Source organism: Oceanicella sp. SM1341 (genome assembly GCF_003448965.1).
GTDB lineage: Bacteria > Pseudomonadota > Alphaproteobacteria > Rhodobacterales > Rhodobacteraceae > Paroceanicella.
Map to the genome: position 1 here is coordinate 15,331 of NZ_QRGC01000032.1, position 20,266 is coordinate 35,596.

Annotated in this window: 17 protein-coding genes; 10 read left to right on the plus strand and 7 right to left on the minus strand. The window is 71.0% G+C overall.

The window, feature by feature from the left end:
- Positions 1-48 precede the first annotated feature (48 nt).
- Positions 49-2,505 carry an ATP-dependent helicase gene (locus D3P35_RS21890; protein ID WP_118137896.1) on the minus strand — a complete coding sequence of 819 codons (2,457 nt, stop codon included), beginning with the start codon at positions 2,503-2,505 and terminating at the stop codon, positions 49-51.
- A gap of 141 nt (positions 2,506-2,646) precedes the next feature.
- Here D3P35_RS21890 and D3P35_RS21895 point away from each other — a divergent pair, with 141 nt between their 5' ends.
- Positions 2,647-3,801 carry an alpha-hydroxy acid oxidase gene (locus D3P35_RS21895; protein ID WP_118137898.1) on the plus strand — a complete coding sequence of 385 codons (1,155 nt, stop codon included), beginning with the start codon at positions 2,647-2,649 and terminating at the stop codon, positions 3,799-3,801.
- A gap of 395 nt (positions 3,802-4,196) precedes the next feature.
- Here D3P35_RS21895 and choV read toward each other — a convergent pair whose 3' ends face one another.
- The 3 genes from choV to D3P35_RS21910 form a co-directional block, all read right to left on the minus strand.
- Complete coding sequence (gene choV / locus D3P35_RS21900) at positions 4,197-5,237, minus strand: choline ABC transporter ATP-binding protein (RefSeq protein ID WP_118137900.1); 1,041 nt, start codon at positions 5,235-5,237, stop codon at positions 4,197-4,199.
- Positions 5,234-6,070 carry a choline ABC transporter permease subunit gene (choW, locus tag D3P35_RS21905; protein WP_118137902.1) on the minus strand — a complete coding sequence of 279 codons (837 nt, stop codon included), beginning with the start codon at positions 6,068-6,070 and terminating at the stop codon, positions 5,234-5,236. The genes choV and choW overlap by 4 nt, the downstream gene beginning before the upstream one ends.
- A 382-nt stretch (positions 6,071-6,452) precedes the next feature.
- Entirely contained in the window at positions 6,453-7,394 is a 942-nt protein-coding gene (locus tag D3P35_RS21910; RefSeq protein WP_118137904.1) for a choline ABC transporter substrate-binding protein, read from the minus strand.
- A gap of 163 nt (positions 7,395-7,557) precedes the next feature.
- On the opposite strand from D3P35_RS21910, the gene betI reads away from it, so the two are divergent.
- Genes betI through betA form a run of 3 tightly spaced genes read left to right on the plus strand, consistent with a single transcriptional unit; the run spans position 7,558 to position 11,338 of the window.
- Positions 7,558-8,151, plus strand: coding sequence for a transcriptional regulator BetI (gene betI / locus D3P35_RS21915; RefSeq protein WP_118137906.1), 594 nt, complete (start codon positions 7,558-7,560; stop codon positions 8,149-8,151).
- On the plus strand, positions 8,148-9,653 hold the full coding sequence (gene betC / locus D3P35_RS21920; RefSeq protein ID WP_118137908.1) for a choline-sulfatase: 1,506 nt from the start codon (positions 8,148-8,150) through the stop codon (positions 9,651-9,653). The genes betI and betC overlap by 4 nt, the downstream gene beginning before the upstream one ends.
- On the plus strand, positions 9,650-11,338 hold the full coding sequence (gene betA / locus D3P35_RS21925; RefSeq protein WP_118137910.1) for a choline dehydrogenase: 1,689 nt from the start codon (positions 9,650-9,652) through the stop codon (positions 11,336-11,338). The genes betC and betA overlap by 4 nt, the downstream gene beginning before the upstream one ends.
- A gap of 381 nt (positions 11,339-11,719) precedes the next feature.
- Here the strand turns inward: betA and D3P35_RS21930 are convergent, their stop codons facing one another.
- Complete coding sequence (locus D3P35_RS21930; protein ID WP_118137912.1) at positions 11,720-13,051, minus strand: ATP-binding protein; 1,332 nt, start codon at positions 13,049-13,051, stop codon at positions 11,720-11,722.
- Positions 13,052-13,104: 53 nt separating this feature from the next.
- On the opposite strand from D3P35_RS21930, the gene D3P35_RS21935 reads away from it, so the two are divergent.
- The 6 genes from D3P35_RS21935 (at position 13,105) to D3P35_RS21960 (ending at position 18,407) form a co-directional block, all read left to right on the plus strand.
- On the plus strand, positions 13,105-14,034 hold the full coding sequence (locus D3P35_RS21935; RefSeq protein ID WP_232830597.1) for an MBL fold metallo-hydrolase: 930 nt from the start codon (positions 13,105-13,107) through the stop codon (positions 14,032-14,034).
- A 110-nt stretch (positions 14,035-14,144) separates the two neighbouring features.
- Entirely contained in the window at positions 14,145-14,771 is a 627-nt protein-coding gene (locus D3P35_RS21940) for an MSMEG_1061 family FMN-dependent PPOX-type flavoprotein (RefSeq protein ID WP_157982258.1), read from the plus strand.
- Between the two features lie 88 nt (positions 14,772-14,859).
- Positions 14,860-15,714 carry a 3-mercaptopyruvate sulfurtransferase gene (gene sseA / locus D3P35_RS21945; RefSeq protein ID WP_118137916.1) on the plus strand — a complete coding sequence of 285 codons (855 nt, stop codon included), beginning with the start codon at positions 14,860-14,862 and terminating at the stop codon, positions 15,712-15,714.
- On the plus strand, positions 15,707-16,237 hold the full coding sequence (locus tag D3P35_RS21950; RefSeq protein ID WP_118137919.1) for a GNAT family N-acetyltransferase: 531 nt from the start codon (positions 15,707-15,709) through the stop codon (positions 16,235-16,237). The genes sseA and D3P35_RS21950 overlap by 8 nt, the downstream gene beginning before the upstream one ends.
- A gap of 218 nt (positions 16,238-16,455) precedes the next feature.
- A complete protein-coding gene (locus tag D3P35_RS21955) occupies positions 16,456-17,718 on the plus strand; it encodes a multidrug effflux MFS transporter (RefSeq protein ID WP_118137921.1) in 1,263 nt (420 codons plus the stop codon).
- Positions 17,719-17,852: 134 nt separating this feature from the next.
- Entirely contained in the window at positions 17,853-18,407 is a 555-nt protein-coding gene (locus tag D3P35_RS21960) for a hypothetical protein (RefSeq protein ID WP_118137923.1), read from the plus strand.
- A gap of 30 nt (positions 18,408-18,437) precedes the next feature.
- On the opposite strand, the gene D3P35_RS21965 is transcribed toward D3P35_RS21960, so the two are convergent.
- Both D3P35_RS21965 and D3P35_RS21970 read right to left on the minus strand, forming a co-directional pair.
- The gene (locus tag D3P35_RS21965) at positions 18,438-19,373 is read right to left on the minus strand and encodes an AEC family transporter (RefSeq protein ID WP_118137925.1); all 936 of its coding nucleotides are present in this window, start codon (positions 19,371-19,373) and stop codon (positions 18,438-18,440) included.
- Positions 19,374-19,466: 93 nt separating this feature from the next.
- Positions 19,467-20,264, minus strand: a complete 798-nt coding sequence (locus tag D3P35_RS21970; RefSeq protein WP_118137927.1) for an MBL fold metallo-hydrolase — start codon at positions 20,262-20,264, stop codon at positions 19,467-19,469.
- Between the last annotated feature and the right edge of the window lie 2 nt (positions 20,265-20,266).

Below are 20,266 nucleotides of genomic sequence, written 5' to 3' on the forward strand. Positions count from 1 at the left end.
AAAAGCCGCCGGCCCCGCGGGCCGGCGGCTTTTTTCGTGTCGGCGGGCTCAGAAGGGCGCTTCGTCGGCCGCGGTGACGAAGCTTGCCACCACGCGCTTGGTGCCGGCCTTGTCGAACTCGATGGTGAGCTTGTCGCCCTCGATCTCCATCACCTCGCCATAGCCGAACTTCTGGTGGAACACGCGCTCGCCCACCGTACGCGCGCTCACCGCCTTCGCATCGATCACCAGGTTGCGGGCCTCGCGCGGCTGGCTGGTGCCGTATTGGCCGCGGCGGGCCTGCATGCGCGCCCAGCCCGGCGAATTGTAGGCATCGGCATTGGCCGCGCGGGTCTCGAGGTCGGAGCCGCGCATCACGCCGGGCAGGCTGTCGGCGCCGAAGCCGCCGCCGGGCGAGGAGGCGCCGTAGCTGCCGCCGTAGAGGCCGGGGGGCGTGAGCACCTCCACGTGGTCCTTGGGCAGCTCGTCGATGAAGCGCGAGGGCAGGGCGGATTGCCAGCGCCCGTAGACATGCCGGTTGGCCGCGAAGGAGATGGTGAGATGCTCCTCCGCCCGGGTGATGCCCACGTAGGCGAGGCGGCGTTCCTCCTCCAGCCCCTTGAGCCCGCTCTCGTCCATCGAGCGCTGCGAGGGGAAGAGCCCGTCCTCCCAGCCCGGGAGGAAGACGGCGGGAAATTCCAGCCCCTTCGCGCCGTGCAGGGTCATGATCGACACTTTCGGGGCGCTCTCGTCCTGCTCGTTGTCCATCACGAGGGCGACATGCTCGAGGAAGCCCTGCAGGTTCTCGAACTCCTCCAGCGCCTGCACCAGCTCCTTGATGTTCTCCAGCCGGCCCGGCGCCTCGGGCGACTTGTCGGTGCGCCACATCTCGGTGTAGCCGCTCTCGTCGAGGATGACCTGCGCGAGCTCGACATGGGTGAGGGGGCCGTCGGTCTCCGGCCGGTCGTCGGTGACCAGCAGCTCGCCGTCCGCCACCGTGCCGGCGGCGAGGGCGCGGTTCCAGGCCCGCCAGCGGTCGAACCCGGCCACCAGCTCCGCCAGCCCCTTGCGCGCCTTCGCCGAGAGGCCGCCGCCCTCCACCAGGATGCGCGCGCCCTCGAGCAGCGAGACACCGTTCTCGCGCGCCACGCGGTTGATCTCCTGCTGGGCCTTGTCGCCCAGCCCGCGCTTGGGCGTGTTCACGATGCGCTCGAAGGCGAGCCCGTCATCGGGCGAGACCACGACGCGGAAATAGGCCATCGCGTCACGGATCTCGGCGCGCTCGTAGAAGCGCGGGCCGCCGATCACGCGGTAGGGCAGGCCGATGGTGAGGAACCGGTCCTCGAAGGCGCGCATCTGGAAGGAGGCGCGCACCAGAATGGCGATGCCGTCGGCCGAGACCGGTGCGTTGCCGCGGGTGCCCTGGATCAGCGCCTCGATCTCCTCGCCGATCCAGCGCGCCTCCTCCTCGCCGTCCCAGTGGCCGATGAGGCGCACCTTCTCGCCGCCGGGCGCCTCGGTCCAGAGCGTCTTGCCCAGCCGGGTCTCGTTCTGGTGGATCACCGAGCCGGCGGCGGCGAGGATATGCGCGGTGGAGCGGTAGTTCTGCTCCAGCCGGATCACCTCGGCCCCGGGGAAATCCTTCTCGAATTTCAGGATGTTGCCCACCTCGGCGCCGCGCCAGCCGTAGATCGACTGGTCGTCGTCGCCCACGCAGCAGATGTTGCGGTGGCCCTGGGCGAGCAGCCGCAGCCAGAGATACTGGGCGATGTTGGTGTCCTGGTACTCGTCCACCAGGATGTAGCGGAACCAGCGCTGGTATTTCGCCAGCACGTCCGGGTGGGCCTGGAAGATCTGCACCACGTGCAGCAGCAGGTCGCCGAAATCGGCGGCGTTCAGCGTCTTCAGCCGGTCCTGGTAGAGGGCGTAGAGGCTGGCCCCCTTGCCGTCGAACTGCGCCGCCTCGTCCGGCGGCACCATGGCGGGGCTCCAGGCGCGGTTCTTCCAGCGGTCGATCAGCGAGGCGAGCAGCCGCGGCGGCCAGCGCTTCTCGTCGATGCCCTCGGCCTGGATGATCTGCTTCATCAGGCGCAGCTGGTCGTCGCTGTCGAGGATGGTGAAGTTGGATTTCAGCCCGGCCAGCTCGGCATGCGCGCGCAGGATGCGCACGTTGAGCGCGTGGAAGGTGCCCAGCCAGGGCATGCCCTCGATCACCCCGCCCACCAGCGCGCCGATGCGGTTCTTCATCTCGCGCGCCGCCTTGTTGGTGAAGGTGACGGCGAGGATCTCGTTCGGCCGGGCGCGGCCGGTGTTGAGCAGGTGGGCGATGCGCGCGGTGAGCGCGCGCGTCTTGCCCGTGCCCGCGCCGGCCAGCACCAGCACCGGCCCGTCCAGCCGCTCCACCGCCGCGCGCTGCGGCGCGTTCAGCGTGTCGAGATAGGGGGCCGGGCGCGCGGCCATGGCCTGCGCGCTGAGGCTCTGCGCCTCCCAGGCATCGAAATCGGCGGACTCGTCCCAATCGCTCATGGGGTGGGAAGATAGCCTGCGGGGCGTCCGAGTTAAAGGGCCGTTCGCCGGATGTTCCCGCAAGTTTCGTGCGTCGCCAATGCGCTTGTGGCTGCCCGGCGGCGGGCATAGTCTCGCCGCGCAAGTGAGGGGCTGCAACCAATGAACAATCTCGACAACCGTTTCCCGTCCATCGCCGACCTGCGCGCCCGCGCGTCCTGGCGGATCCCGCATTTCGCCTGGGAGTATCTCGACAGCGGCACCGGGCTCGACATCGCCTCCGAGCGCAACATGTCCGCCCTGCAGGGCGTGCAGATGTGGCCGGGCATCATGCATGGCGACATCGTGCCGGAGCTTTCCACCGAGATCTTCGGCCAGCGCTTCGACGCGCCCTTCGGCATGGCGCCCGTGGGGCTCACCGGGCTGATGTGGCCCGGCGGCGAGAAGGCGCTGGCAAAGGCCGCGGCGGCGGCCAACATCCCCATGGGGCTTTCCACCGTGGCCAATGCCAACCCCGAGACCGTGGGCCGCCACGTGAACGGCAACGGCTGGTTCCAGCTCTACCCCACCAAGGACGCCGACGTGCGCGAGGACATCATGGCCCGCGCCTGGGGCAACGGTTTCCGCACCCTGCTGGTGACGGTCGACGTGCCGGTGGGCTCGCGGCGCGAGCGCCAGAAGAAGGCCGGCATCCGCGTGCCCCCCGCGAAGGACCTCATCACCGTCTGGCGGGCGGCGAAATGCCCGGCCTGGTCGCTGGCGCTGCTGCGCGAGGGCATGCCGCGGTTCTGGACGCTCGAGCCCTACACCGGCTCCTCCGCCGCAACCACGGTGGCGGCCTTCGCCGGCAGCCAGTTCGACGGCGTGCCGACATGGGAGCTGCTGGCCCGCATCCGCGAAAGCTGGAAGGGCGCCATCGTGCTCAAGGGCGTGATGCGCCCCGAGGAGGCCGAGCGCGCCATCGCCATGGGCATCGACGGCATCGGGGTGAGCAACCACGGCGGCCGCCAGTTCGACGCCACCCCCGCCGCCATCACCGCCCTGCCTGCCATCAAGGCCGTGGTGGGCGACCGGGCGAAGATCGTCTTCGACAGCGGTCTGCGCGGCGGGCTCGACATCGCCCGTGCCCTGGCGCTGGGGGCCGATTTCTGCCTGCTCGGCCGGGCCTTCATCTACGGCCTCGGCGCGCTGGGCGCCGCCGGGCCGGAGCAGGTGATCCACATCCTGCGCCAGGACCTGATCACCAACATGATCCAGATGGGCGTCACCCGCATCGACGAGCTGCCCTCGCGCCTCGTCTCCCCCCGCGTCGGCTGAGCCGAAACGGCCGGCGCGCTCCCGCGGGCGGGCCGGCCCCGCGGCCCCGGGCGCCTCGTCCGCAAAGGGGTCGCCCGGGCCCGCCGGGCTACGGCGCTCCGCAGGGGCACCGCCCGCGTCCCGGCGCGGCGCCATGCACCGTCGCCCGGCCTCTCGCGGGGCTCCGGCCCCCGGCCCGCAGCCTTCGGACGCCGGGAACCCGGTCCGCACGGCCTGAGGCCGGCGCCGCATCTCGCGGGCGCAAGGGCCCGCCGGCACCATCCGCCCGGCCCGGCTCCAGCTCCCCCCGCCGGGACATGGCGCGCGGCCCGCGCGCCCGGCCCGAAGCCCCGCGCGCCGCCCGGGGGCAGGCCGTCGACGGCCCGAGGGGGCTGAATGCCCCCGACGGGACGTTCCTAGCCTTCCGTGCGCCCGGCCCCGGCCAGCGCGCCGAGGATCTCCGTCTCGCCGATCCGCCCCACCGGCGCGCCGTCGCGGGTCACCACGATCTCCCGCCCGCCGTCGAGCCGCAAAGAGATCACCTCGCGCAGCGGCGTCCCGGCCGCCACCTCGATGGCATCGGCCGGCGCCGGCCCCTCCATCGGCCGGGCGATCGCCCCGGCGCGAAGCACCCCCAGCGGGTTCATGTGCTGCACGAACTCGGCCACGTACTCGTCCGCCGGCTTGCGCACGATCTCCTGCGGCGTGCCGCATTGCACGATGCGCCCGCCCTCCATGATCGCGATCCGGTCGCCGATCTTGAACGCCTCGTCGAGGTCGTGGCTCACGAAGATGATGGTGCGCTTCAGGTTCTTCTGCAGCGCCAGCAGCTCGTCCTGCAGCCTTGTGCGGATCAGCGGGTCGAGGGCGGAGAAGGGTTCGTCCATCAGCAGGATCGGCGCCTCGGTGGCGAAGGCGCGGGCAAGGCCCACGCGCTGCTGCATGCCGCCCGAGAGCTCGCCCACCTTGCGCGTCGCCCAGTCCGAGAGGTTCACCAGCGCGAGCTGCTCGCGCACCCGCGCCTCCCGCGCGCCCCGCTCCATGCCGCCGAGCTCCAGCCCCAGCCCCACGTTGTCCGCCACCGTGCGCCAGGGCAGCAGGCCGAACTGCTGGAACACCATGGCGATGCGGGTGAGGCGCAGCCGCCGCAGCGTGGCGGCATCGGCCCGGGTGACGGAGACCATCTCCCCGCCGTCCTTCACCCGCACCTCGCCGCGGCACACCGGGTTGAGCCCGTTCACCGCCCGCAGGAGGGTGGACTTTCCGGAGCCCGAAAGGCCCATCAGCACCAGGATCTCGCCCTCGCCCACCGTGAGGGAGCAGTCGTGTACGCCGAGGATCTGCCCGGTTTCGGCCTGGATCTGCGCCCGGCTCTGGCCTGCGTCCATCAGGGGCAGGGCGCTGTGCGGCGTCTCGCCGAAGACGATGTTCACCGCGTCGAAGACAACCGCCGTCATTTGCCGCCCTTCCTCTGGAACATCCGCGCCAGCATGATCGCGACCACCGCGATCACGAAGCCGCTCTCGAAACCCTGCGCCGCGTTCACCCGGTTGAGCGCCCGGATCACCGGCACGCCCAGCCCGTCGGCCGCCACCAGCCCCGCGATCACCACCATGGAGAGCGAGAGCATGATGGTCTGGTTCAGCCCGGCCATGATCTGCGGCAGGGCCGAGGGCACCTCCACCTTCCACAGCACCTGGGCGCGGGTGGCGCCGAAGGCCTCCGCCGCCTCGATCAGCGCCGGCGGCGTGGTGGAGATGCCGAGCTGCGTGAGCCGGATGGGGGCGGGCAGCACGAAGATCACCGTGGCGATCAGCCCGGGCACCATGCCGAGGCCGAAGGCCACGATGATCGGGATGAGATAGACGAAGGCCGGCACGGTCTGCATCAGGTCGAGCACCGGCAGCATGCCCTGCCACACCCGGGGCCGGTGGGCGCCGTAGATGCCCAGCGGCACGCCGATCGCCATGCACAGCAGGCAGGCGAGCGAGACGAGCGACAGCGTCTCCAGCGTCTCGCGCCAGTAGCCCTGGTTCATGCAGAACAGGAAGCCCAGCCCCACGAAGAGGCAGATCTTCCACGAGCGCTGCAGCCACCAGGCCAGCGCCACGAAGAGCGCGATCAGCAGGAACGGGTGCGGCAGGTTCAGCAGCCACAGCACCCCCTCGATCACCCAGTCGAGCGCGTCGGCCACGGCGTCGAACAGGAAGGCGAGGTGTTTCGTGATCCACTTGAACAGGGCGGCGGTCCAGTCGCCCAGCGGGATCTTGTGGTCGGTGAGCCACTCCATGCGGGGGGTCCTCTCGCATATCGGGGCCTGCGCGGCACACGGGCGGCGGGGCCGGCGGCCGGCGGGCAGGCGCGGGGGCGCGCGTCCCGGGCGTCAGCGGCGGGCTGCGGCCGGGGGGAAGGTCAGGCGTCGGGTGCGGCACGGCCGGGGAGGCCGGGGCGCTCTCCGGTATCGCCGGCGGGCAGGGACATGCAAGGGCCGGCAAGCCGCCCCTTGCGGGCAGGGACATGCAAGGGCCGGCAGGCCGCCCCTTGCGCGCGGGAAAATGCAAGGGCCGGCAGGCCGCCCCTTGCGGGCAGGAAAGTGCAAGGGCCGGCGGCCGGCCCCTGCGGGCAGGGGAAGGCTCGGGGGGCGCAGCGCGGCGCCCCCCGTGCGCCCGGGCTCAGAGGCCCAGCTCTTCCTTCACGGCGGCCATTGCGTCGCCGCCGTCGATGGTGGTCACGCCGTCGAGCCAGGGCTCCAGCGTGTCCGGGTTGGCGGCGAGCCAGGCGGAGGCCGCCGCCTCCGGGTCTTCGCCGTCATCGAGGATGGCGCCCATGATCTCGTTTTCCATCGGCAGCGAGAACTTCAGGTTCTCCAGCAGCTTGCCCACGTTCGGGCACTCGGCCACGTAGCCGGCGCGGGTGTTGGTGTAGACCGTGGCACCGCCGAGGTCGGGGCCGAAGTAATCGTCGCCCCCGGTGAGGTAGGACATGTCGAAATTCGCGTTCATCGGGTGCGGCTCCCAGCCGAGGAACACGATGGGCTCCTCGCGGTCGGTCATCCGCTCCACCTGGGCCAGCATGCCCTGCTCCGAGCTCTCGACGATCTCGAAATCCTTCAGCCCGAAGGCGTCCTTCCCGATCATGTCGAGGATCAGGCGGTTGCCGTCATTGCCCGGCTCGATACCGTAGATCTTGCCGTCGAGTTCGTCCGCATGTGCTGCGATGTCGGCGAAATCCTTGATGCCGAGGGCGGCGGCGGCGTCGTTCACCGCCAGGGTGTACTTCGCGCCCTCGAGGTTCTCGCGCACCGTGTCCACCGTGCCGGCCTCGCGGTATTTCGCGATGTCGCCCTCCATCGTGGGCATCCAGTTGCCGAGGAAGACGTCGATGTCGCCCTTCTCCATCGAGGCATAGGTGACCGGCACGGAGAGGATCTTCACGTCCGGCTCGTAGCCGAGCGCCTCGAGCAGCACGCTGGCCACGCCGGTGGTGGCGGTGATGTCCGTCCAGCCCACGTCCGAGAAGCGCACCGTGCCGCAGCTTTCCGGGTCGGCGGCGAAGGCGGGCAGCGCGAGGCATGCGGCGAGCCCGGAGGCGAGAGCGGCGGCGGGCAGTTTCATGAGGGTGTTCTCCTGTTGTCTGTCGCGGCGCCATCCTCTCGCGGGGGCGCTCCGGGGTCAATGTAAGCACGGGCCGGAACGCGGATCAATTTTATATTGAACGCGCGTTCAACAATAGCTACGTCTGGGGCTTCCGATCCACCAGCAGCCGGAGGCGAGGCCTATGCCGAAACAGGGAATGGAGCCGATCCGCCGCAAGGCGCTGATCGAGGCGACCATCCGCGCCATCCACTCCGAGGGCTACTGCAAGGTGACCATCGGGGCCATCGCGCGGGAGGCGAAGGTGTCGACCGGGCTCGCCCACCACTACTTCGGCTCCAAGGAGCAGCTGCTCTCGGCTACGATGCGCGAGCTCTACCGCCAGCTCGGCCGCGACGTGCGCGAGCAGCTCGCGCTTGCCGCCACGCCGCTGGAGCGGGTGAGCGCCATCGTGCGCGCCAACCTCTCCACCGGCCAGTTCCGCCCCGAGGTGGTCTCGGCCTGGCTCGCCTTCTACATGCAGGCCCAGACCGAGCCCGCCGCCCAGCACCTGCTCGCCCTCTACCACAGCCGGATGCACAGCAACCTCGCCCATGCGCTGGGCAGGCTGGTGGCCGCCCCCCTTGCCCGCGAGATCGCCCGCGACACCGGCGCGATGATCGACGGCTACTACCTGCGCCGCGCCCTCGGCCGGCCGGAGGCGGCCACCGAGGCCGCCGTCGCCCGGATCGAGGCCTTCGTCGCCCGTTCCATTTCCGATGCGGAGACCCCCGAATGAGCCGCCCCAACATCCTCGTGCTGATGGCAGACCAGGTGAACGGAACCCTGTTTCCCGACGGCCCGGCCGACTGGCTGCACGCGCCCAACCTCAAGGCGCTGGCCGCCCGCTCGGCGCGCTTCGCGCAGGCCTACACCGCCTCGCCGCTCTGCGCCCCGGCGCGGGCGAGCTTCATGGCCGGCCAGCTCCCCTCGCGCACGAGGGTCTATGACAACGCGGCCGAATACGCCTCCGACATCCCCACCTTCGCCCATCACCTGCGCCGCGCGGGTTACCAGACAGCGCTCTCGGGCAAGATGCATTTCGTCGGCCCCGACCAGCTGCACGGTTTCGAGGAGCGGCTGACCACCGACATCTACCCCGCCGATTTCGGCTGGACCCCCGACTACCGCAAGCCCGGCGAGCGCATCGACTGGTGGTATCACAACATGGGCTCGGTCACCGGCGCGGGCGTGGCCGAGATCACCAACCAGCTCGAGTATGACGACGAAGTGGCCTACAACGCCGTGCGCAAGATCTACGATCTCTCGCGCGGCCATGACGCGAGGCCCTGGTGCCTCGGGGTGAGCTTCACCCACCCGCATGACCCCTACGTGGCGCGGAAGAAATACTGGGACCTCTACGAGGACTGCGCCCATCTCGACCCCGCGAGCCCGCCGCTGCCCTACGAGGCGCAGGACCCGCATTCCAGGCGCCTGCTCGACTCGAACGACTACACCAAGTTCGACATCACCCCGGAGCACGTGCGCCGGGCCCGCCGGGCCTATTTCGCCAACATCTCCTATGTCGACGACAAGGTGGGCGAGATCCTCGCGGCGCTGGAGGCGACCCGGCAGGAGGCGATCGTGGTCTTCCTCTCCGACCATGGCGACATGCTCGGCGAGCGCGGCATGTGGTTCAAGATGAGTTTTCGCGAGGGCTCCGCGCGGGTGCCCCTGATGGTCTCTGCCCCCGGCATCGCCCCGGGCCGGGTCGACACCCCGGTCTCGACGCTGGACGTGACGCCGACGCTCGCCGACCTCGCGGGCATCTCGCTCGAGGAGGTCATGCCCTGGACCGATGGCGAGAGCCTCGTGCCTGTCGCGGCCGGGGGCCCGCGCGCCCCGGTGCCGATGGAATATGCCGCCGAGGGCTCTTACGCCCCGCTCGTCGGCCTCGTCGAGGGCCGCTGGAAATACGTGCGCTGCGCCCTCGACCCCGAGCAGCTCTTCGACCTCGAGACCGATCCGGAGGAGGCCGTGAACCTCGCCGAGGCCCCGGAACATGCGCCCGCGCTCGCCTCGATGCGGGCGCTCGCGGACGCCCGCTGGGACCTCGCCCGCTTCGACGCCGAGGTGCGCGAGAGCCAGGCCCGGCGCTGGGTCGTTTACGAAGCCTTGCGCAATGGCGCGTATTTCCCCTGGGACTACCAGCCGCTCCAGCAGGCCTCCGAGCGGTACATGCGCAATCACATGGATCTCAACGTCCTCGAAGAGGGCCAGCGTTTCCCGAGGGGCGAATGACAGGCGGCGGTATCGATTATGTCGGCGAGGCGGATTACGTCATCGTCGGCTCCGGTTCGGCGGGCTCGGCGCTCGCGGCGCGGCTGAGCGAGGATGGCACGCGCTCGGTGATGGTCATCGAGTATGGCGGCACCGATGCGGGGCCGCTCATCCAGATGCCTGCCGCGCTCTCCTACCCGATGAACATGTCGCGCTACGACTGGGGCTACCAGACCGAGCCCGAGCCGCATCTCGGCGGCCGGCGCCTCGCCGCGCCGCGCGGCAAGGTGGTGGGCGGCTCCTCCTCGATCAACGGCATGGTCTATGTCCGCGGCCACGCGCGCGACTATGACACATGGGACGAGATGGGGGCGAACGGCTGGGCCTACGCCGACGTGCTCCCCTATTTCCGCCGCATGGAGAGCTGGCATTCCGGCGGCCATGGCGGCGACCCGGACTGGCGCGGCAAGGACGGCCCCCTGCATGTCACCCGCGGCACCCGCGAGAACCCGCTCTTCCACGCCTTCGTCGAGGCGGGCGCGCAGGCGGGCTACGAGCTCACCTCCGACTACAACGGCGAGAAGCAGGAAGGCTTCGGCCCGATGGAGCAGACGGTCTGGAAGGGCCGGCGCTGGTCGGCGGCGAACGCCTATCTCAAGCCGGCGCTGCGCCGGCCGAACTGTGCCGTGACCCGCGGTCTCGCCCGCCGGGTGGTGATCGAGAACGGCCGGGCGGTGGGTGTCGAGGTCTCGCGCGGCGGCAAGGTCGAGGTGGTGCGGGCGCGGCGCGAGGTGATCGTCTCCGCCTCGGCCTTCAACTCGCCCAAGCTGCTGATGCTCTCGGGGATAGGCCCCGGCGCGCATCTCGCCGAGCACGGCATCCCCGTGGTGGCCGACCGCCCGGGCGTGGGCCGGAACCTGATGGACCATCTCGAGCTCTACATCCAGCAGGCCGCCACCCAGCCCATCACCCTCTACAAGCACTGGAACCTGTTCTCCAAGGCGCTGATCGGCGCGCAGTGGCTGCTCACGGGCAAGGGCCTCGGCGCCTCGAACCAGTTCGAGAGTGCTGCCTTCATCCGCTCGCGCCCGGGCGTCGAATACCCCGACATCCAGTACCATTTCCTGCCTTTCGCCGTGCGCTACGACGGCAAGGCGGCGGCGGAGGGGCATGGATTCCAGGCCCATGTCGGCCCGATGCGCTCGCCCTCGCGCGGCGCGGTCACCCTGCGCTCGGCCAACCCCGAGGACGCCCCGGAGATCCGCTTCAACTACATGAGCGAGGCGCAGGACTGGGAGGATTTCCGCACCTGCATCCGCCTCACGCGGGAGATCTTCGCCCAGGAGGCCTTCGCGCCCTTCCGCGGTCACGAGATCCAGCCCGGCGCGGATCTGCGCAGCGACGACGAGCTCGACGGCTTCATCCGCGAGCACGTGGAGAGCGCCTACCACCCCTGCGGCACGGTCCGCATGGGCAGGGCCTCCGATCCGATGGCGGTGGTCGACCCCGAGGCGCGGGTGATCGGCGTCGACGGCCTGCGCGTGGCCGACAGCTCGATCTTCCCGCGCATCACCAACGGCAACCTCAATGCCCCCTCGATCATGGTGGGCGAGAAGGTCTCCGACCATATCCTCGGCCGCCAGCCGCTCGCCCGCGAGAACGTGCAGCCCTGGATCAGCCCGCGCTGGCAGACCGCACAGCGCTGAGGTCGACGCACCCCGCAGGGTGACCGGCCGGGCAGGGGCGGGAGCGCGCCCCCCGCGCGCGGGTGCCCCGCGCGCAGCTTCTGCGGGGCCAGGGCCCCGCAGAAGGGCAGCCGGTTTCCGGCTGCCGGGCGCGCCGGCGCACCGCTCCACGGTCCGGGCCGGGTGGCGAGGGGGCAGTCTGCCGACAGCGCTCGTCGCCGGAATGGCCCCCGGGGCTTCTGTCGACCGCTCCGGGCAGGGGCGCGCTGATCGCTGCCACGGGCGCGCGCCTGTGGTTCGGGGTTCGCGTGCAGCGTGCTGTGGTTCCGGGCGCCCGCCGGCGCAGCCGGCGCTTTCCCGAAGGGGGCTCGATGCCCCCGAGGGGAAGGGCTCCGCCGGGGGTCAGCGCGGCAGGCGCAGGACGGCGCGCAGGCCCCCGAGGCGCTCGCTCGCGCCCAGTTCCAGCGTGCCGCCATGGCTGCGCGCCACGTCCATCGCGATGGAGAGGCCGAGCCCCACGCCGCCGCCCGCGTCCTGGTTGCGCGCCCGGTCGAGGCGCACGAAGGGCCGCATCGCCTCCTCGCGGGCCGCCTCGTCGATGCCCGGCCCGTCGTCCTCCACGATGAATTCGACGAATTTCGGCAGCAGCCGCACCGAGAGCGCCACCTCGCGCCCGTAGGTGAGCGCGTTGTCCACCAGGTTCTGCACCGAGCGTTTCACCGCCACCGGGCGCAGCAGCACTAGGGTGTTCTGCGGCGTGTCGGTGGTGCTCGCCACCGCCACCGTGCGGCCGGTGCGCCGGGCGTCGGCGCCGATCAGCTCGGCTATGGCGATCGGGTCGGTCTCCTCCGCCTCCTCCGCCCCCTCGCCGCGGGCGAAGGCGAGGAACCCCTCCAGCATGCGCTCCATCTCGTCCACGTCGCGGCCCAGCTCGTCGACCTCCTGACAGGGCTCGGCCACCGCGAGGGCGAGCTTCATCCGGGTGAGCGGCGTGCGCAGGTCGTGGCTCACCCCCGAGAGCATGCGGGTGCGCTGGTCGATCTGCCGCTCGATGCGCGCGCGCATCGACAGGAAGGCAGCGCCGGCGCGGCGGATCTCCTCCGCCCCCGCCGGGCGGAAGCGCACCGTGCGCCCCTTGCCGAACTCCTCCGAGGCATGGGCGAGCTGGCGGATCGGCTTCACCTGGTTGCGCAGGAACAGCACGGCGATGGCGCTCAGCACCGCCGAAGTCACCAGCATCCACACCAGCAGCAGGTGCGGGTTCGAGGCCACCATGCGCCGCCGCGGCACCTCGGCCTCCAGGATGCCCTTCTGCGTCTCGATGCGCACGAAGACCACCTTGTCGTCCGTGGTGAGGTCTATGGCCATCGGGCGCTGGATGCGGTCGGCCAGCGTGTCGACCAGCGAATTGCCGGAGACATCGTAGAAGGCCACCGATTCGCGCGGGCGGATGCTGCCGTCGGTGAGGGTGAGGAACAGGCCCAGCGGGATCGCGAGCGCATCGAGCCGCTGCTGGGCCTCCCGCGCGTCGGGGGCGGCCTCCACCGTCTCGGCGGCGTAGATCAGCTCCACCGCCACGGCCTGGGTCATCTGCTCGGTCACGCCGGCGTAATGGCGCTGGATGAACAGCACCGTCACCACCAGCTGCACGGTGATGATGGGAACCGCGAAGATCAGCAATGTCCGCGAGAACAGGCTGCGGGGCAGGTAGCGCTTGAGCCAGGGCAGTTTCATCGCGATAAGCTAGCCTCCGTCCCGCAGGCCGGCAAGCCGGGAGGAGGCCACAGGTGGCGTCACCGTTCAGAACCGATCACGCCCCGGTGCATGGCGCGGTGGAGCGCCTCGCCCCCGGCATCCGCGCCGTCACCGCGCCCAATGCCGGGCCGATGACCTTCACCGGCACGCGCAGCTACCTCGTGGGCGAGGGCGAACTGGCGCTGATCGACCCCGGGCCGGACAGCGAGGCGCATTTCCGCGCCCTCGCCGCGGTGCTGGAGGCGGGCGAGCGCATCAGCCACATCCTCGTCACTCATTCGCATGTCGACCATTCGCCGCTCGCGGCCCGGATGCGCGCGCTCACCGGCGCGCCGGTGCTGGCCTTCGGGCCGCATGGCGCCGGCATGAGCCCGCAGATGCGCAGCCTCACCGCCTCCGGCACCGACCTCGGCGGCGGCGAGGGGGCCGACACGGGCTTTGCCCCCGACATCACGCTGGAAGACGGCGCGCAGGTGCGCGGCGCGGGCTGGACCCTCACCGCCCTGCACACGCCGGGCCATCTTTCCAACCACCTGAGCTTCGCGCTGGAGGGGGAGGGGGCGCTCTTCTCCGGCGACCACGTGATGGGCTGGGCCACCACGCTGGTCTCGCCGCCCGAGGGCGATCTCGCCGCCTTCATGGCCTCGCTGCGCCGGCTCGCGGTGCGCGGCGAGGACCGGGTGTACTACCCCGGCCACGGCGCCCCGGTGGAGGACCCCGCCGCCCTCGTTTCCCATGTGCTCGCGCATCGCGAGGGGCGGGAGGCGCAGATCCGCGAGGCGCTCGACGCGGGCCCCGCCACGCCTGCCGCCCTTGCCGCACGCATCTACGCCGGGCTCGATCCGCGCCTGCTGCCGGCGGCGGAGCGCAACGTGCTCGCCCACCTGCTCGACCTCGCGGCGAGGGGCGCGGTGGCGCCGGAGGGGGAGTTGTCCGCCGGGGCCGTCTTCCGTCGCAGCTGAGCCATCCGGCCATGCCGGGGCTGGACTGCGCCGCCCGCGGCTGGCACCGTCAGCCGGCAGAGCGCCCCGTTCCCGGCGGGCGCCAGGGCAGAGAGAGGAGACCCCGGACCATGGCACGGATCGAGACGATCGAGGCGCTGCGCGCCATCCTTCCCGAGCCGGGGGCCCGGACCTTCGCCAAGGTGCGCCCGCTGCTCGACAGTCAGGCGCACGAGTTCCTCGCGCTCTCGCCCTTCGCCGTGCTCACCACCGCCGATGCCGAGGGCCGGCCCGAGGCCTCGCCCAAGGGCGACGTGCCGGGGTTCATCCGCGTCGAATCCCCCACCTCGGTGGTGGTGCCGGAGCGCACGGGCAACAACATGGCCATCGGCCTGCGCAACATCATCGAGACCGGCCGCGCCGGGCTGCTGGTGGTGCTGCCGGGCACCTCGGAGACGCTGCGCATCTCCGGCACCGCCAGCCTCGACGACGACCCCGAGCTGCTCGCCGCCATGAGCCTGCCGGCCAAGCCCGCCCTGCTGGGCATCCGCATCGAGATCGAGCGCGCCTTCTTCCACTGCGCCCGCTCCTTCCTGCGCGCCGGGCTCTGGAAGCCGGAGACCTGGCCGGAGCGCAAGCGCGTCTCCTTCGGCAAGGTGTTCGAGGAGGCGGGTGTGATCGAGGCCGCGGACAGCGCCAAGGTCGACAGCGGCATCGACGATGCCTATTCCCGCCGGCTGTGGAGCAACAACGTCTGAGCCCCGACCGCGACCCGCGCATGCTTGCACTCGGCCCGCGCAGTCAGTACCACCTGTGCTGACGGAACGGACCGAAGAGAGAGGCATCATGGCTGGAAGCGACCCGCAACTGCTCGTGAGCACCGACTGGCTCGAGTCCCATCTCGGCGCGCCGGACGTGAAGATCCTCGACGCCTCCTGGTTCCTGCCCCCCGAGGGCCGCGACCCGAAGGCGGAATATCTCGAGGGCCACATCCCCGGCGCGATCTTCTTCGACATCGACGAGATCTCCGACAGCCAGTCGCCCCTGCCGCACATGGCGCCGCCGGTGGAGAAGTTCATCTCCCGCATGCGCGCGCTGGGCGTGGGCGACGGCTACCGCGTGGTGGTCTACGACAGCTCGGGCCTGTTCTCCGCCGCCCGGGTGTGGTGGACCTTCCGGCTGTTCGGCAAGGCCGATGTCGCGGTGCTCGACGGCGGGCTGGCGAAGTGGAAGGCCGAGGGCCGGCCGCTGGAGGACGGCTCCCCGGTGCTGCGCGACCGGCATTTCACCGCCCGGCGCAACGCCGCCCTGGTGCGCGATGTCACCCAGGTGGCCCGCGCCGCCAAGCTCGGCGAGGAGCAGATCGTCGACGCCCGCTCCCCCGCCCGCTTCCGCGGCGACGAGAAGGAACCCCGGCAGGGCCTGCGCTCCGGCCATATCCCCGGCTCGCTCAACGTGCATTACCGCACGGTGCTGAACGAGGACGGCACGATGAAATCCCCCGAGGCGCTGCGCGGCGTGTTCGAGGCGGCGGGCGTCGACCTCGGCAAGCCGGTGATCACCACCTGCGGCTCCGGCATCACCGCCGCGATCCTGAGCCTCGCGCTCGAGCGCGCCGGCCACCGCCGCCACGCGCTCTACGACGGCTCCTGGGCCGAATGGGGCATGTACGGCGACCTGAAGGTGGCCACGGGTGAGTGACGCGGACACCTACACCGTCACCTGGCTGGAGATGGAGGCCCGCCCCGCGGGCCCGCGCCCGCCGGTGCCCGGCACCGTGCCCACCATGCTGCTGGCGGCCGAGAATCCGCCGGTGCGCTGGTTCCTCTCGCTCTACGACGGCGTGGGCGGCGACTATGCCTGGACCGACTGGCACGACCGCCCGGAGGGCGAGCTTGCGGCCTTCGTCTCGCACCCCGATGTCACGATCTACACCCTGATGCGCCAGGGCTGGGCCGCGGGCTTCTTCATGCTCGACAGCCGCGAGGAGGGCGTGTGCGACCTCGCCTATTTCGGCCTGATGCCCGAAGTGGTGGGGCAGGGCCTGGGCGGCTGGTTCCTGCGCACGGCCATCCACACCGGCTGGGACCGGCCGGGCACCCGTAAAATGACCGTGAACACCTGCACGCTGGACCATCCCTCCGCGCTGCCGCTATACCAGAAATGCGGGTTCGTGCCGGTGCGGCGCGAAGACCGCAGCCGCAGCGCGACCTACGCGCCCTGAGCGGGGCCGCGCGCGGATAAGGCCCGGAAAACACGGGCTCCTTCGAGAGGAAACACCTGGCAGGGCCATATCACCGGCCGCGCGTCGCGGCGGTGCTCCCGCGAGCGGTCGCGCTCGGCGGGCCCGGAAGGGCTTCCCTGCAGCCATGCGTCCGGGGCGCCCCTGCCATGCGCATCGCGGGATTGGCGGGGTGTACGTTTGTCTCTATAGCTGCGGCCATGAGCACCTCCGACATCACAGCATCGGGGCCCGGCGTGGCGCCCGAGCTCCCTCGCCATGCGCCGCTTTCCACCAACGGGTTCGTGATCGTCATCGCCCTGCTGATGGCGCTGAACGCGCTGGCGACCGACATCATGCTGCCCGGCCTGGAGGTGATGGCCGACAGCCTCGGCGTGACCGACCAGAACCGCATGCAGACGGTGATCACCGCCTACCTGATCGGCTTCGGCGGCATGCAGCTCTGCGTCGGCGTGTTCGCCGACCGGTTCGGCCGCAAGCCGGTGCTGCTGCTGGGGCTCGCGGTCTACACCGCCGCCGCCTTCTACATCGCCGTGGCGCATTCGATGGAGGCGCTGCTGCTGGGCCGTTTCGTGCAGGGCATGGGGGCGGCCGCGCCGCGCGTCATCGCCACCGCCACCCTGCGCGACTGCTACGAGGGCCGCGGCATGGCGCGGATCATGTCGCTGGCGATGATGGCCTTCATGGCCGCGCCGGTGATCGCGCCGCTGCTGGGCCAGACCATCATGTTCGCCGTGTCCTGGCACTGGGTATTCGTGCTGCTCGGGCTCTACGGGCTGGGGCTGATGCTGTTCATCGGCGCCCGCCTGCCCGAGACCATGCGCCCGGAGGACAAGCGCGCCATCGAGCTGCGCGCCATCCTGCGCGGCGTGGGCCACGTGCTGCGCTCGCGCCAGGCGGTGGGCTACATGCTGGCCGCCGGCACCTTCTTCGGCGCGCTCTTCGGCTTCATCAACTCCTCGCAGCAGCTGCTGGTGGGGGTGTATGGCATGGGGCCGTGGTTTCCGGCGATGTTCGCGCTCACCGCGCTGTCGCTCGGCATCTCGTCGTTCACCAACTCGCGGCTGGTGGAGCGGCTGGGCATGCGTATGCTCAGCCATGGCGCCGCCTGCGCCTACACCGTGCTGGGCTTCATCATGCTCGCCTGCCACCATGCCGGGGTGCTCAACGGCTGGGTGTTCATCCCGCTGATGACCGCGACGATGCTGTTCGTGGGCATGGTGTTTTCCAATTTCAACGCGCTGGCCATGGCGCCGCTGGGCCATGTGGCGGGCATCGGCTCGTCCATCATCGGCTGCGTGACCACGCTCACCGGCGCGGTGATCGGCTATGGCATCGGCCAGGCGTTCGACGGCACCGCCGGTCCGCTGGTGACCGGCTACGCGGCCTGCGGCCTCGCCTCGCTCGCCATCCTGCTCTTCACCGAGCGCGGCCGGCTGTTCCAGGGCCACGGCGGAAACTGAGCCACCCCGCCCGGGAGTGACATTCCGCACAGCCCGGCTGCGCGGGCGTTGAGCGCCGCGCAACCATTCGCTACTCCTCTCCCGGCCCCGGCGTGTTCTGCCCGCGGGCATGAGACCGGGAGAGGGATTTCACCATGAAGAGCATTTGCCTTGCCGCCGCGTTGGTGCTGGCGGCGCCTGCCTGCGCGTTCGCCGACGAGATTTCCGACAGTATCGAGGCCGCCCTCGGCGCCTACCGCGACGGTGACATCGCCGGCGCCAAGGAGGAGCTGGACTATGCCTCCCAGCTCCTCGGCCAGATCAAGGCCGAGAGCATGAGCGGCTTCCTGCCCGAGCCGCGCGACGGCTGGACCCGCGAGCTCGACGCCCCCGAGTCCACCGCCGTGTTCGGCGGCGGGGTGATGGCCGGGGCCAGCTACCATTCCGAAGGCGGCGATGACGTGACCATCGAGCTGATGGCCGACAACGCGATGGTCGCCTCGATGGGCGCGATGTTCGGCTCCACCGCGATGATGGCCTCGATGGGCAGGGTCACCCGGGTGGGGGGCGAGAAATTCGTGGTGGCCGATGGCGAGATCACCGGCTTCGTCGGCGGGCGCGTGCTGGTGAAGCTCTCCGGTTCGGCGGCGGACGAGGACAAGATGGCCTATCTCGAGCTCATCGACCTCGACGCGCTGGCGAAATTCTGAAGCCCCCGCCGCCGGGCAGGGGCAACCGCCTCAGTGGCGCAGCAGGTAGAGCCAGCCCGAGGCGGTGATCACCGACAGGCCGGTGGCGAGCAGCACGGCGCTCGCCGCCGCGCCCTTGCCGCGGTCGTAGAGGTTGGCGAAGACATAGGCGTTCACGCCCGGGGCCATGGCCGCGGTCATCACCAGCGAGTTCACGAAGCCCTGCGGCAGGTCGAACACCTGGGTGCCGAGAAACCAGGCGATGGTGGGGTGCACCAGCAGCGACAGGCCCGAGATCATCGCCGCCTCGCCGATCGAGTCGCGCAGCGCGTAGCGGGTGAGGATGCCGCCCAGCCCGAACAGCGCCGCCGGCAGGGCCGAGCCCGCCACCATCTCGATCGCCGCCCAGACCGGCTCGGGCAGCGGCAGGCCGGAGAGGTTGGTGGCGATGCCGAGGAACAGCCCGATCATCAGCGCGTTGCGGAACATCGCCCGCAGCACGGCGCGCGCGGTCTCCAGCGCGCCGCGGCCGTCGGCGCGGGCCATCTCCATCGCGGTGATGCCCAGCAGGTAGCAGAACGGCGCGTGGATGGAGATGATGGCGAAGTTCGGCGCCAGCGCGCTCTCGCCGAAGGCGCGCGACATGATCGGCAGGCCCAGCAGCGTCGAGTTTGAGAACAGCGCGCCGAAGGCCACGGCCACCGCCTCGCCCGGGCGGCGGCGGAACAGGTAGAGCGCGCCGGCGATGCCGATGCCGAAGGCCACCGTGGCGCCGGTGTAGAACGAGATCAGCAGCCCGGGGTCGAACATCTCGGCGAGGTCGAGCTTCGCCACCGCCACGAACAGCAGGCAGGGCACCGCGAAGCCCTGGGTGAAGGACATCAGCCCGTCCACCGCCGACTGCGGGAACACCCTGAGCCTGACCGCGAGATACCCCGCCCCGATGACGAGAAACACGGGGATGACGGTGATCAGGATGTCGAGCAAGGGTCTTTCTCCGGCAGGGGCTGCCCCCTCATAGCGGGGCGGGCGCGCGGCGCAAACGGCCGTTTTCGCATGGCTGCCCTGCAGCCGGCCGGCTCAGAGCGGGTAGGTGATCACCATGCCGTCATAGGCGGGGCGGATGTTTTCCGCCGTCTCCGCGTCCAGCCGGTCATGGTCGAGGTCGTTGTGCAGGTTCGTGAGCACGGCGCGGCGCGGCTGCGCGCGGCCGATCCACTCCAGCGCCAGGTCGAGATGGGCATGGGTGGGGTGGGGGGCGTAGCGCAGCGCGTCGAGCACCCAGCAGTCGAGGTCGGTGAGCGCGTCCCAGGCCGGCGGGTAGATCTCCTTCACGTCCGGCAGGTAGGCGAGCGGGCCGATGCGGAAGCCCAGCGCGTCGATGCTGCCGTGGCTCACCAGGAAGGGCAGGGCCGAGATGGCGCCGCCCGCGCCCTCGACCACCACCTCGCCGTCGATGGTGTTGAGCTCGAGGATCGGCGGGTAGGGGCTGCCCTCGGGCTGCAGGAACGCATAGCCGAAGCGCCCGAGCAGCGAGGCCTGGGTCTTGGCATCCGCCCAGACCGGCAGGCGCGAGCGGCGGTTCATCACGATCATGCGCAGGTCGTCGAGCCCGTGCACGTGGTCGGCGTGCTCATGGGTGTAGAGCACCGCGTCGAGATGGCCGATGCCGGCGTCGAGCAGCTGGGCGCGCATGTCCGGCGAGGTGTCGATCAGCACCCGGGTGGTGCCGCCCTCGCCCTCGCGCTCCACCAGCATCGAGCAGCGCCGGCGGGTGTTGCGCGGGTTGTCCGGGTCGCAGTTGCCCCAGTGCCCGCCGAGGCGCGGCACGCCGCCGGACGAGCCGCAGCCCAGGATGGTGAACCGCAGTTCGCCCATCC

Bases quoted from the DNA above. Each gene is read 5' to 3' on its own strand.
- D3P35_RS21890 (WP_118137896.1), bottom strand. From the start codon at position 2,505: ATGAGCGATTGGGACGAGTCCGCCGATTTCGATGCCTGGGAGGCGCAG.
- D3P35_RS21895 (WP_118137898.1), top strand. From the start codon at position 2,647: ATGAACAATCTCGACAACCGTTTCCCGTCCATCGCCGACCTGCGCGCC.
- choV (WP_118137900.1), bottom strand. From the start codon at position 5,237: ATGACGGCGGTTGTCTTCGACGCGGTGAACATCGTCTTCGGCGAGACG.
- choW (WP_118137902.1), bottom strand. From the start codon at position 6,070: ATGGAGTGGCTCACCGACCACAAGATCCCGCTGGGCGACTGGACCGCC.
- D3P35_RS21910 (WP_118137904.1), bottom strand. From the start codon at position 7,394: ATGAAACTGCCCGCCGCCGCTCTCGCCTCCGGGCTCGCCGCATGCCTC.
- betI (WP_118137906.1), top strand. From the start codon at position 7,558: ATGCCGAAACAGGGAATGGAGCCGATCCGCCGCAAGGCGCTGATCGAG.
- betC (WP_118137908.1), top strand. From the start codon at position 8,148: ATGAGCCGCCCCAACATCCTCGTGCTGATGGCAGACCAGGTGAACGGA.
- betA (WP_118137910.1), top strand. From the start codon at position 9,650: ATGACAGGCGGCGGTATCGATTATGTCGGCGAGGCGGATTACGTCATC.
- D3P35_RS21930 (WP_118137912.1), bottom strand. From the start codon at position 13,051: ATGAAACTGCCCTGGCTCAAGCGCTACCTGCCCCGCAGCCTGTTCTCG.
- D3P35_RS21940 (WP_157982258.1), top strand. From the start codon at position 14,145: ATGGCACGGATCGAGACGATCGAGGCGCTGCGCGCCATCCTTCCCGAG.
- sseA (WP_118137916.1), top strand. From the start codon at position 14,860: ATGGCTGGAAGCGACCCGCAACTGCTCGTGAGCACCGACTGGCTCGAG.
- D3P35_RS21955 (WP_118137921.1), top strand. From the start codon at position 16,456: ATGAGCACCTCCGACATCACAGCATCGGGGCCCGGCGTGGCGCCCGAG.
- D3P35_RS21960 (WP_118137923.1), top strand. From the start codon at position 17,853: ATGAAGAGCATTTGCCTTGCCGCCGCGTTGGTGCTGGCGGCGCCTGCC.
- D3P35_RS21970 (WP_118137927.1), bottom strand. From the start codon at position 20,264: ATGGGCGAACTGCGGTTCACCATCCTGGGCTGCGGCTCGTCCGGCGGC.